Consider the following 12,127-nt stretch of genomic DNA (forward strand, 5'->3'; position numbering starts at 1 on the left):
GTTTGCATGTACTTATCCGACTTCCCACTCTTGGAAGGTCAAGCAGTTTTTCAGTCTCAACGGCGGGGGTTTTGCACAAAACCAACCCCCCTCCCCATCCATAACCGCAGGACGGGAGGGAGGTGCACGTGCCGGGATCAGCTCCGGGCTTTGCTCAGGCGGGTGAACAGCTCGGTGGGGACTTTTTTGCCGTTGGCGGTGTACTGGTTGCTCCTGAACGTGTAGACCTCGCCTTCGGACAGGTAACCATCGCTGTTGGTGTCCATTGCTTTGAATTCCTCAGCGCCTTTCGGGGCCACGGCCAGGAGTTCTTTGAGCGATACCCGGCCATCACCGTTGGTGTCGGTACGGGTGAAGGACGCATCGCCGCACTTGCCTTCCCCGCACTTGCCTTCAGCCGCGGCGGACTTGCCACTGGCTTCGCTGGCCCCGCACTTGCCTTCTCCACACTTGCCTTCGGTGGTCGTGGCCTTGTCAGTGGCTTCACTGGCACCACATTTGCCCTCACCACACTTGCCTTCCCCGGTTTTGTCCGCTGCGGCCAATTGATAGCCCTGAGGCAGGGGTTCTGCGGCAAAGGCTGCAGATGACGCCAGGCTCATGCCACCGGCTAATGCGATAGCGGCCAGGCCGAGGGTGTTTTTATTCGAAAACGGGATACGGTACATAGTGTTTCTCCAGAAGCTGTGTGCGGCCAGGCCGCGGGTCGTGCCACAAGGGCTGGGCTGCCCTAAGGGAAGCATCCGGCGAAGAGGTAAACCGGGAGTTGCGCAGCGACATGCGCGCCAACAACCTTCACTTCGATCGGGCAACTTCATTCGGGCGAGACCATTTAGCCGCAGCCATGTATCCCTGATGTATCCCGTGGCAAACGCATTTGTAAGCCAACCCCGGGATACGTCCCCCCGATACACCGCGATACAAAGGCAGGGCCGCGCTTGCTTGATAGAAGACACGGTCACGCCTCCACCACGCCGACGACGGCCTGCTCATGCAGCTGGTCCAGGAGCACCCGTGCATCGGCCATGAAGCGGGGCAAATCTGTCGCGCTGGCCTCCCCGGCCAGACCCTGCAACTGCGCCTGACCATCCAGTTCAGGGAATTGCTCGATTCGCTGCAGCAGACGCCATGCCAGCGGACTGAGTTCGCAGAACCGCACCTGCCCTGCCGGCAAGCGCCGGATCAACAGTAAGGTTGGCTGCTCCGGCGCTACGTCCGGCAGGTGCCCGGGCCCGAGGCGGTGTACGGCCCAGGTGTAGGCCAGCGGCCAGGCGAGCGGTGATAGCCTGAGCGGGCGATCAAGCATGTGCTCGATATTGCCCGCCTGAAACGGCGGCGCTTCGAACTGTTGCAAGGCCATTTCCACCCACTCGTAATGGGCGAGCTCAGGCAGGAACGGGTACCCGGCTTGTGCTTGATCTGACGACACCTCCAGGCAGGCGACAAATGCCACAAACTCCTGCGCGATTTCACCGAAATACGGTGTTTTCGCCCGGTGCTCACGCAGGAATCGTCGTATCAGGTCACGCCAGCCAGCCTCACCCAGCACCGCAATCAGCACCGGAAATGTTCCACCCAGCACGCCCGACAGGTTGTTGAATACCAGGTCGAGGTAGATGCTCGCCCTCGCGGCATCCATCCCCGCAGGCGGTGCATGGCGGTCCGGGTCGCGCAGGTAACGGGTCAACGCAAGCTGCTGGCTGTGCAAGTCCGGCGAGATGTCAACCATTGGAGGCCTCCCGCACCCGCGCATTGGCCTCATCTTGCAGCCGCCGGATGGTATCCAGCTCGGCGACCAGCGCTGCGTAAGGAGGGAAATTGAAATCGCGCTCGAGCAGTGTCGGCTTCGTCCCAAAGAGCCCATAGGCTTGCGCCAGCAGCGACCAGACCACGGGTTTCACCGCAGCGCCATGACTGTCGATGATCAAGTCGTCGGCTTCGTCATAATGTCCGGCCACATGCATGGCGATCACCCGGCCGGGTTCCACGCCCGCCAGGAAAGCCTTCGGGTCAAACCCGTGATTCACCGAGTTGACGTACACATTATTGACGTCGAGCAAGAGGTCGCAGTCGGCTTCGCGCAGTACCGCATTGGTGAAGGCCAGTTCATCCATGTCCTGATGGGCTGCGGCGTAGTAGGAGACGTTCTCCACCGCCAGCCGGCGCCCGAGGATGTCCTGTGCGCAACGGATCCGCGCCGCGACATGAAAAACCGCCTCTTCGGTGAATGGCAACGGTAGCAGATCGTACAGATGCCCGTCGTCGCTGCAGTAGCTCAGGTGCTCGCTGTAAAACGGCACGTTGAAACGGTCGAGAAACCCGCGAATCTGCTGCAAAAAGTCTGTATCGAGCGCAGCACTGCCCCCGAGCGACAGGGACAGGCCGTGGCACGACAGCGGGTAGCGTTCGGCAAGCGACTGCAGTGCGTCACCGTGAGCGCCACCGATGCCGATCCAGTTTTCCGGGGCCACTTCCAGAAAGTCGAAATCACCGCTGGGGGCGTCACGCAGCATGTTCAGCAGTGCACGGCGTAGTCCGAGCCCTGCGCCTGCCGGCACGGAGGGTGAGTGAGTTGTTCGCATACCTTGAATACTCCGATTCTGTATCAGGAAAATGAGCTCCCGAGCGTTACTTCTCGCTCAAGGTCTTCGCCAACCTGAAATATCGTGCGATGAGCGCGTCCAGGCTCAGCTTTCCTGCGCCGGTAAAGAACAGCGGCACGAGCGCCACAAGGTAAATCAGAGGCAGTTTGTAGTTGCCGTAGCCTGTGTTGCTGATGGCGTAGCCCCGGGCCAGTTCGCTGAATGTCGACCAATCGGCTGGCCAGTGGACGGTTGCGGTCGCCACGAGCGTGACCACGATCAGGATAAAGGCCGAGAGACGTGTTCCCAGGCCTGCAAGCAAGGCAATGGCGCAGAGCAGCTCGGCCCACATCGAGAGCTGCCAGTTCAGCGTCGCCGGGACATGGTTGAATGGAAAAGGAAAAGCGGACTGGATGTCCTGGAACCAATTTTCGCCGTTCCACTTTTGCAGGCCAGCCTCGAAAAACTCCCACGCCAGGAACACTCGCAGACTGAGGGGGGCAACCCAGCCTGCGGCGCGATCAAGGTTCAGGTGAAGCCACTTCAGGGCGGATGTAGGGGTTGCGTGCATGGTTTGATCCTCTGTGATCGGTTCGGATTCGGGCTAGGCCGCAGCCCTTGCCGGTTGCTGGCGGCGTTTGTTGGCCTGGGCCAACTTGCCCACCAGGCGAATGGCGACTGCGGCACAGACCATGCCGAACGGCAGGACGTACCAGGCACTCATGGGGATGCGTTTGAAGTTGGCGTAGGCGAACACGGCAACGATGATCCACAGGCCGGTGGTATGCAGGACCTTCCAGCCCTTCGCTCCCAGCAGCTGTGCCGGACCTTTGAACGAGGTGATCGCCATGAGCAGAATGAATCCATAGGCGACCGTGCCCGGGGTGTTGTCGATGACCGAGCGCATCGGCCAGAACCCGGTGTTCAGTTGCCCGTAGGCATAGATCAACAGCGCATGTACGGCATGGGAAAAGGCGAAGGCCAGCCCGATAAAACGTCGCTCGCGCACCAGGGCTTTAGTGACGGGCGAAGGGATCAGGACAGCAAAGGCCGAGGCGGTAAAAGCCGTGAGAAACAGGACAAAGGATGAGCGTGCAGTGGCGCGAATGGCGCTGCGCAGTCCCTCGATCAGGTCTGGCTGCAGCGCCACGGCCAGCGCGCTCATTATCAGGATGAACACTGCAAGCAGGCTGAACAGAGGCCAGACTTTGAAGGGTTGGGGCGTCATGGCAAAACTCCTGTGGCAATGGCCTTTGCCATCCGGGGCGTCCGGATGGCCAGCCGACCGTTGGGAGTCTTGCAAGTGCGTGTATGCCCGTGATGTCTGAAACCCGCCGTTGTGCAATGTTGTGTGTGCACGGTAGCGGTCGATACAGTTCCATACAAAAGCCGCTGCGGTATTACCGGGCCGTCAGACGCAACGTCACGCAGAGTCCCCCGCCCTCGCGGTTGCTCAGGGTCAGCGAGCCACCAATGGCCTCGGCCAATTGCTGGGCGATTGCCAGCCCCAGGCCGGTACCGCCGGTACTGCGGTTGCGGGAGTTCTCTACGCGATAGAACGGTTTGAGGACTTCGTGCAACACGTCCTCGGAAATCCCCGGGCCACGATCCAGCACCTTGATCGACAGGCCGGCAGGGCTCTGCCCTTCCACCCGCACTTCGGCGGCACCGGAGAACTTCACTGCGTTGTCCACCAGGTTCACCAGAATCCGGCGCAGGGCATGGGGACGGGTGTCGATGATTGCGCCACTTTTCCCGGCCAGGGTCACGGCCTTGCCGGTGTCCTGATAGTCAAAAACCAGACTGTCCAGGAACGAGTCGAGATTGATCCGGCAACTGGCCTCGGTCGCTCCATGAATACTGCGCGCATAGGCAATGCCCTCACGCACCAGGTGCTCTATTTCATTGAGGTCATGGACCAGTTTGTCCTTCTCGACCGAATCGTCGGCAAACTCCGCGCGCAGCTTCATGCGGGTAATCGGCGTTTGCAGGTCATGGGAGATGGCCGCGAGCAGTTGCATGCGTTCCTTGAGGTAGGCCGCGATGCGTTCCTGCATGGTGTTAAAGGCCTTGGCCGCATGTGCCACCTCGGTGGGGCCACTCTCATCCAGGCGCACCGGATGCGCATTGGGGTCGAGATTTTCGACCGCCTCGCTCAGCCGGGTCAGTGGCCGAACGGCAATTCTGACGGCGAGCCAGGTGCAGCCAATCATCAGCACGAACTGACCGAACAGGACAATAGGCAGCCAGGGCGACAGTGGCATCATCGCGGGCCAGACGTCGAGGGTGACGGGGTTGCCGTCGCTCAACTGCAACTGCGCCTGGAAATGTTGCCGGGGGCCGGGAATTTCCTCGAACGTCAACGCATAGTCATGGCCGAGGGCGTCTTTGATCGAGTGTACGGCGATCGGCAGATTGTCCCGGTCCATGGGCACACCGGGGTCGCGCTCTTTCAACAGATAGCCGTAGTTAGTGCGCCGCAGGCGCTCGAGCCAGCCCGGGCGCTCAGCCGCGGGCAAACGGTCGAGAATGGCGATGGAGGTCGAGACGTCGGTTTCGAGGTTGCCCAGCATCATCGACTTGGCGCTCTCGTAGCGCTCGTAATACTGGGCACCGAATGACAGGGCCTGCGCGAGAATCAGGCCGACTAGAAAGATCAAGGACAGACGTGAGGCCAGCGTGCGCGGCCAGTGCAGCACGCGATTCATGGTTGCTCCGGCAGGATTTCGACGGCAAAGGTGAACACGTAACCCTCACTGCGCACCGTCTTGATGTAGGCCGGGTCACGGGCGTCATCCAGCAAGCGCTGACGCAGACGGCTGACCAGCAGATCAATGGAGCGATCGAACAAATCGGCGTCGCGACCCTGGGTCAGATTGAGCAATTGATCGCGACTGAGTACCCGTTGTGCGTGATCGAGGAAAACCCGCAGCAGACGGTATTCGGCCCCGCTCAGGGCGACCAGGGTGTCGTCCTGGTCAAGCAGGTGGCGAGCGGTGGTATCGAGACGCCAGCGACCGAACCCCAACAGCCGGCCGCTCTCGCTGACCACCAGATTGGGCGGCAGCATTCGCGTGCGCCGGAGTACGGCGTTGATTCGTGCGAGTAACTCACGGGCAGAGAACGGCTTGCTCAGGTAGTCATCGGCGCCCATCTCCAGGCCGATGATGCGGTCGGTTTCATCGTTGCGCGCGGTCAGCATCAACACCGGCGTCTTCTTGTGCTTGCCGGCCCGCAGTTCGCGGCACAGCAAGAGACCGTCATCGCCCGGCATCATGATGTCGAGCACGATCAGGTCAACCTGATTGGCGTCCAGAAAAGCGCGCATTTGGCGACCGTCTGCCACCACCGTGGTGCGCAATCCGTTTTTCGTCAGGTAGTTGCCCACCAGTTCTCTGATCTCGCGATCGTCATCGACGATTAACACATGATCGACGTGTTCCATCCCTTCAACCTCTCAATGTGTGCAGTCACCCAGCATAACGAGGCACGAGGCATCTGCCCGCCGGGCTTTGTATGGCAGTGTATCGAGCGCCCCCTGGATACACGCAGATGCAAATCCCGGCCTGATCGGTTCGCTCGGACCGTCGACCCCGCGGGCCGTCATGCCCACGACTCAGCGAGGGAGCTGCTGCGGCACCTGATCAGCACTGCCGGTGTTAGCCTCCTCCAGCAATGTCTGGATCAGGTGCTCCTGAGTGTCATAGCCCCCTTCGCCAAAGTGGCTATAACGCAGTTGCCCCCTGGCGTCGATGAGGTAGTGCGCGGGCCAGTACTGGTTATCATAGCTATTCCAGATCGCGTAATTATTATCGATGGCCACCGGATAGGTGATACCGAGCTTGCGTACCTGATCCCTGACATTGTCGACGATCCGCTCATAGCCGTATTCCGGGGTATGGACGCCGATGACCACCAGGCCGTCCTTCTCGTACTTCCTCGCCCAGTCTTTCACGTAAGGCAGCGTGCGCTGGCAATTGATGCAGTCGTACGTCCAGAAATCCACCAGCACCACTTTGCCCTTGAGCGATTCACTGCTCAGTGCCGGCGAGTTGAGCCATTCGACCGCGCCAGATAACGACGGCATGGCGCGCTGTGCAGGAGCAAGGTGCATGTCGGCCCTGCCCTTGCTGACCAGGTAATCGAGCATGTGCGGTACGGCAGTCAGAACCCCATTCTCGATACGACTGACGCTTTCGGATGAGGTGCCAGCCAGCAAGGTTTTGTCTGCACCGGTGAACATCACCGTTGCTGCAGCCAGTACCGCGACTCCGGCCCCGCGACGTAACACACCAGTGATCGGGATTGAAGCTTTCAGACGATTGACCAACCCGCGACTGGCGAAAATCAAGGCTCCCAGAGACAACGCGCTGCCCAGGCCATAGGCCACCAACCACAGGCTGGTGTGCGCATTGGCACCTTGCAGCATGGCCCCCGTGAGGATGACCCCAAGGATCGGACCGGCGCACGGCGCCCACAGCAGCCCCGTGGCGATACCGATCAGCACTGACCTCAGCGGGGCGGACATCGTGCGCGTGTCGGGCGCGACCCGGTTGCCCAGCCATACGAATGGCCGGGCCAGCCAGCCGCCGATACGGGTCGAAAGCAATGACAAGGCGAACAGCACCATCACGACCAGGGCGACCTGACGGCCGGTGTTACTGGCGTGCACCACCCACTCGCTGCTCACCACCGCCAGGCTCGAGACCAGGGCGAAGGTCAAGGCCATACCCCCAAGAGTCAGCAGAATCGAGGCGCGAGAGCGGTCAATACCTGCGAACAGGAACGGCACGACGGGCAGGATGCAGGGGCTGAGAACGGTCAATATGCCGCCCAGAAACGCGATAAGTAGCATGGGGGTCACCGTGTAAAACAGGTGAGGCTGTTCATGAGGGGCTTCCTGTATCAAAAGACGGTGTCGGCAGGTCAGCCGAGGCTCAGTTTTCCCCGATGCAGCCGTCAGCAAATGTGCGGTAGCTCATCACCTGAACCTTGTCGTGAGAATCCAGGTAGGTCATCCGGGCATCGACAATCCCGCAGCCGGTCGCGGCCTCCTGCTTCAGCGACAACACTTTCTTGATGTCCAGTTGCGAGCCGTAGGTGTAGGGTTTCGGGGTGACACGGGTTTCGGCCCGGGCTGAAAGGGTGCACACGCTCAGGGCGGCAAACAGGAAGGTGGCGTAGATGGCTTTGGTGTTCATGGCGGTTCCCTCAAGGCTTCAATAGGCAGTTCGTTGGGTGGAGCCGAGGCGGTGCAGGTTGGCCTCGCTGGAACCTATTAAAAGCCTGTGAGGTATCTTGTCTGTGTCGAGAACCCGTGCGCATAAATCGCTACGTATCAGAACCGCCTGCTGATACGTAGCGATACACACTGCGTCGTCCGCGGCCCGCCCTGGCGTCTCAAGGTTGGCAACGTTGATCGAATGACCGGAAGATTCTGGAATTTTCAGCGGCGTCAAAAATCATTACATCATGACCCCAAGGAGACTTCATGATGAGCAGTGATCTCTTCACCATTGAATACCGGCTGCATGGCGAGCGTAAGGCGTTTGTCATCCGCCTGGAGCAGATGACCAACGCTGAAGCCTGGCACTGGGCGAGCTGTGATGCCGGCGTAGCCTTGATACCCCGATACGGCCAGCAGAATATCAAGCGTGTTTCCCGGCCTTTGGCCGAAAAGTACGGTATTACGGATGTACGCTGGCGCGGCTCGGCCACCCTGGACTGGAGCACCGGCCGCGCTCCGTGACCGGTGCGTTGTCAGCCTGCCGAACTCTCTTCGAGCAAAAGATCGACCACGGCTTGCCGGCGCGCCAGCGCTGAAGCTTGGGAGCTGTCGAAGCAACGCACCTGGCGCTCGGCGCTGGTGCCGACCCGCAATATGTGCCGGGCCTGGGTAAATACACCCTCTTCGCCCAGTGCCCGGGCCGTGGCTGCAAATGTATGCTCAGCCCGGTCAAGCCATTGTTCCAGCGACATTGGCGTTGTATCGGGCAGCAACACAAAGCGCCCATAGGGGCCCCAGCGTCGGGCCTGGATGCGGTTTTCCTTGAGCATCCAATGGTGTTCGGGACGGTAATGGCTGCCGGGAGCCGGCAACAGGCATGCATGTTTGACCATCACTCGATACAGCCTGGCGAGGATCAGGGCATCGATCCATCTGGGACAGGCATCGGTTATGCGCAACTCCAGCGTGGGGTAATGCTGCGAGGGTCGGCAGCCCCACCATACGTCGACGTCCCTGCCCGCTGCCCGGGTCTGGTTGAGTATTGCCAGGTAGTGCTCAAACGCCTGATCGTCCGGCAAGTACTCGGGAATGCCCATGCGCGGCCACTCATCACACGCGACTTGCCGGTAACTGAAGTAGCCGGTTAATTGGCCCTGCCAAAAAGGTGAGGACACACTCAAGGCCAGCAACATGGGGAACCATGGCAAAATTTCGTTCATCACTGCGATCCGGTCGATGCCGGCCGGGATCTCGGCGTGTACATGCAAACCGCAAAGGACGCTGCGCCGCGCGACGATTTCGTATTCGCCGAGCAATTGCTGATAGTGCGACTGAACCGTGATGCGCTGGGCCCTCCACTCTGCCAGTGGATGCGAGCCACTGCTGATGACGCCCAGCCCATGCTCGGCCAGCGTCTGATTCAGATCACGCCTGACCCTGCTCAGATAGGCAGCGGCCTGGTCTGCGCAGTCAAAGATCGGCGAGGCCACTTCAATCTGGCCCTGAAGCAGTTCGTAGGCAAACCCTTCCCCGATGGCCTCACGGCAGGCGTCAAGCACGCGGGCCGTCGGCTTGGCGACCATGCGCCGGCTGCGCAAGTCGGTGAGGAAGTATTCTTCCTCGATGCCGAACCGTTGCCCGGCATGGGCATTTGCAAGCGGGAGATTGTTCATGGGCGATCACTTCAGACGACTGACGGTCAGGACCACCACGGCGATTCGTTCGACTTGCTCATAACCGGGCTTATCAAGCTCTTCGCCAAACACATCGGGGTCCAGTTCCTGGTAGGTCCAACCATAGTGATCGCTGGTCAGAAAACCACGTGCAGCCTCAAGAAACGGGTCATGGCCAGCGATCATCGCCACCCCGGTGTACAGCAGTAACGTCCCGTACAGTTCCAGACGCGGCAATGCTTCCTGGAGAATGCGCAACGACAACTGCTCACCCAGCTGACCGCCACCATGCCGGTAGGCCCGCTCATGGGCGTCTTTCATGTACGGCGGGTTGGCGAGGATCAGATCGAATCGGCCGTTGACACCGTCCAGCACGTCACTGTGGTAAACGCCGACGTTAGATGTTTCGGCCAGTTCGGCGTTGACTGCCGTCATACGCAGGGCCCGAGGGTTGATGTCCACGGCCAGCACCTCGGCTTCATGGCGGGCACGTGCCACCCATATTGCCCCCGCCCCCGTTCCGCAACCGATGTCTACGGCACGGTGTACGGGCACAAAACGCTGGCGCAAGTGCTCTTCTATCACCCCCGCGAAGCGGTAGGTGTCGGGCCCGAAAAATACCGAATCGGCTTCGTCGGTGGGAAAGGCCGAATGGGCCAGCAGCAGTGAGCCCAGCGTCGACCAGCGCACCGTGCTGCGCCAACGGCCGTGTACATTCAGGATAATCCCGGCCTGTTGCAGTTCAAGCCACTCGGCAGGGTCGAATACCTGCGAATCGAATGGGCGGGACCAGCCGAATATACCGCGCAAGTCATAGGCATCTTCATTGCCGGGCCGTGCATTGACGCGTTGATGGGTCAAGGGCGTCGGCGTGATGAAACGATAGCCGTCAGCCTGCAGACGTCGGCCCAGATGCAACAGCGCCTGATCCGCGCGGGCCAGCGTTGCAGGCAAGGGTGCCGGGGAACAGAGTGTCGAGTCGACCATGACAGGTTTCCTTTCGGGTCAGCGCAAGCAGCCGCGCAATTCTATGAAGCGTCGGGTGGCGAACAGACCGGCCGGGCGGTGATGGCGGTGAGGCGCTAGCCAAGGTAACAGCAGTGCAAGCTGTTGCTCGCTCGAGCGATGGGCCAGGGTGTCTCGCAACTGGCCGGTTTCCGGGTCATCCGCCAGGTTCTCCAGCGCGTTATGGGCAGCCGGACGGGCCAGGGGTCGAGGGGCCATGCGCTGTTCACTGTGCCAGTCGCCGGCAATCCAGTCGTGCAGCAGCTGTTTTTCAAATCCGCTGAAAACGCCAAACATGGCGGCACCCGGGCCCTCAATCAGTTGCCAGAAGCGACTGTCTTCAGGTGAGCGATGACGGCGAATCCAGCCCTTGTTCTGCAGTGCCTGTAAAAACGCCTTCATCTGCCCTGGCTCTGCCAGCCATTGATTGACGCTCTTGCCTTCAATTCGACAATAGTCAGAGTGCATGTGCTGACCGAACTGGCGTTTGCGTTCCAGCATGGCAAGCAGTTCTCGCTCAAGATCAAAGGCCTCGATTGCGGCGGTGGAACCCACGCCGAGGTCATTCAGGCGATAGCCCCGTCTTGCCCGCTCCCAATAGGTGGCGGCATCCTTGCCGCCGGGCATTAGCCCTGACACCGCCTGTGCAGCCCGACGGGCGTGTCCGCTGCTGGCGTTATCAATGGTGACATGCAGGCTGAAGTAATAAGGATCGACCCCCAGTTCATTGAGCTCATAGGCACTGATCAACAAATGCAGCGGCAGTTGTTCATACCCCAGGTTATAACCCAGGATTTCCGGCATATGGGTGGCTGCACAGCGCCCGAGCGCCAGTTGTATGGCGCCTTGCCGAAATTGTTCGTCCTGCCATTCGAAGTCACCCTCACACCCTTCCTCGGCCAACAGGCGGTGATAAATCGCAACGTGGTTCTGTGCGGGGTGGCCGTCGCCGAGTTCTTCGAGATAGGTGGTCAACAGCCCGTCATACCGGTAATCCTGCCAATGCTCCACAACCCCGTACAACCAGGCACCATCCACCAGCTTGGTGGGTGCCACACACTGGAGAAAGTACAGGGCATGGGCCTTGCCCTGAAAATAGCGTCGAGGGTTTCCCTGTTTACGCCCCTGCAGGTAGTGAGCGTACTCCCGGGCGACGTTCGCGCAGTTGTGCTCTACCCGGCCTGGCAGATCCTCGGTACGTTCAGGCCATGGCCCATCGTCGCCCTCGGCTGCAAGCGCCAGTTGCTGGCACAAGAAATCATTGGCCAAGCGGGTGGTTTGCGCATCCCTGTCGCTCAGCAAACGGTGATACAGACGGCGCAGCGGACCACCGTCCTGCCTGCGCGCGGGTATGCCTCGCAAGGACTCGAACACACTCATGGCGCCCACCCGCGGATAACGGCGAATCCGTTCTCCCCTGTAGTGACTGGAGGTCCAAGAACAACGCAATCATTCAGTGCAGGCATGGCAGGCTCCCAGCGCGTCTCCGTGTGAGGCGTCAGACGCTATAGCGCTGTCGCTTCTAACTCGGAAGAACCGGCCCGAGAGAAATAATTCCATTCTTTTACTTCAGGCCCGGACAAATGGCAGTGATCCGCCGGGATCTGGCCCCAACAAAACTGAACCTCTTGAGTGGCGAG

The 12,127-nt window shown here is 60.5% G+C and carries 13 protein-coding genes; 1 reads left to right on the top strand and 12 read right to left on the bottom strand.

The window, feature by feature from the left end:
• Positions 1-137: 137 nt before the first annotated feature.
• The 9 genes from AWM69_RS08730 to AWM69_RS08770 form a co-directional block, all read right to left on the bottom strand.
• Complete coding sequence (locus AWM69_RS08730; protein ID WP_218726290.1) at positions 138-668, bottom strand: hypothetical protein; 531 nt, start codon at positions 666-668, stop codon at positions 138-140.
• 290 nt (positions 669-958) lie between these two features.
• Complete coding sequence (locus AWM69_RS08735) at positions 959-1,729, bottom strand: DUF2063 domain-containing protein (protein WP_218726291.1); 771 nt, start codon at positions 1,727-1,729, stop codon at positions 959-961.
• A complete protein-coding gene (locus AWM69_RS08740) occupies positions 1,722-2,582 on the bottom strand; it encodes a DUF692 domain-containing protein (RefSeq protein ID WP_218726292.1) in 861 nt (286 codons plus the stop codon). Before AWM69_RS08740 ends, AWM69_RS08735 begins: the two co-directional genes overlap by 8 nt.
• 46 nt (positions 2,583-2,628) lie before the next feature.
• The gene (locus AWM69_RS08745; protein WP_218726293.1) at positions 2,629-3,153 is read right to left on the bottom strand and encodes a DoxX family protein; all 525 of its coding nucleotides are present in this window, start codon (positions 3,151-3,153) and stop codon (positions 2,629-2,631) included.
• Positions 3,154-3,186: 33 nt separating this feature from the next.
• Positions 3,187-3,810: a ferric reductase-like transmembrane domain-containing protein gene (locus AWM69_RS08750; protein WP_218726294.1), complete on the bottom strand. Its 624-nt coding sequence runs from the start codon at positions 3,808-3,810 to the stop codon at positions 3,187-3,189.
• A 172-nt stretch (positions 3,811-3,982) separates the two neighbouring features.
• Positions 3,983-5,290 (bottom strand): HAMP domain-containing sensor histidine kinase, encoded by a 1,308-nt coding sequence (locus AWM69_RS08755; protein ID WP_218726295.1) that lies wholly within the window; start codon positions 5,288-5,290, stop codon positions 3,983-3,985.
• Positions 5,287-6,027, bottom strand: a complete 741-nt coding sequence (locus tag AWM69_RS08760; RefSeq protein WP_218726296.1) for a response regulator — start codon at positions 6,025-6,027, stop codon at positions 5,287-5,289. The genes AWM69_RS08755 and AWM69_RS08760 overlap by 4 nt, the downstream gene beginning before the upstream one ends.
• A gap of 171 nt (positions 6,028-6,198) precedes the next feature.
• A complete protein-coding gene (locus AWM69_RS08765) occupies positions 6,199-7,437 on the bottom strand; it encodes a cytochrome c biogenesis protein DipZ (protein WP_218726297.1) in 1,239 nt (412 codons plus the stop codon).
• 82 nt (positions 7,438-7,519) lie between these two features.
• Positions 7,520-7,783: a DUF2790 domain-containing protein gene (locus AWM69_RS08770; protein ID WP_218726298.1), complete on the bottom strand. Its 264-nt coding sequence runs from the start codon at positions 7,781-7,783 to the stop codon at positions 7,520-7,522.
• Between the two features lie 290 nt (positions 7,784-8,073).
• Here AWM69_RS08770 and AWM69_RS08775 point away from each other — a divergent pair, with 290 nt between their 5' ends.
• Positions 8,074-8,331 carry a DUF6555 family protein gene (locus AWM69_RS08775; protein WP_218726299.1) on the top strand — a complete coding sequence of 86 codons (258 nt, stop codon included), beginning with the start codon at positions 8,074-8,076 and terminating at the stop codon, positions 8,329-8,331.
• A gap of 11 nt (positions 8,332-8,342) precedes the next feature.
• Here the strand turns inward: AWM69_RS08775 and AWM69_RS08780 are convergent, their stop codons facing one another.
• Genes AWM69_RS08780 through AWM69_RS08790 form a run of 3 tightly spaced genes read right to left on the bottom strand, consistent with a single transcriptional unit; the run spans position 8,343 to position 11,867 of the window.
• On the bottom strand, positions 8,343-9,482 hold the full coding sequence (locus tag AWM69_RS08780) for a carboxylate-amine ligase (RefSeq protein WP_218726300.1): 1,140 nt from the start codon (positions 9,480-9,482) through the stop codon (positions 8,343-8,345).
• 6 nt (positions 9,483-9,488) lie between these two features.
• Positions 9,489-10,469, bottom strand: coding sequence for a class I SAM-dependent methyltransferase (locus AWM69_RS08785; protein WP_218726301.1), 981 nt, complete (start codon positions 10,467-10,469; stop codon positions 9,489-9,491).
• 18 nt (positions 10,470-10,487) lie between these two features.
• Complete coding sequence (locus AWM69_RS08790; protein ID WP_218726302.1) at positions 10,488-11,867, bottom strand: iron-containing redox enzyme family protein; 1,380 nt, start codon at positions 11,865-11,867, stop codon at positions 10,488-10,490.
• Between the last annotated feature and the right edge of the window lie 260 nt (positions 11,868-12,127).

The organism is Pseudomonas sp. D1HM (genome assembly GCF_019266105.1).
Taxonomy (GTDB): domain Bacteria; phylum Pseudomonadota; class Gammaproteobacteria; order Pseudomonadales; family Pseudomonadaceae; genus Aquipseudomonas; species Aquipseudomonas taetrolens.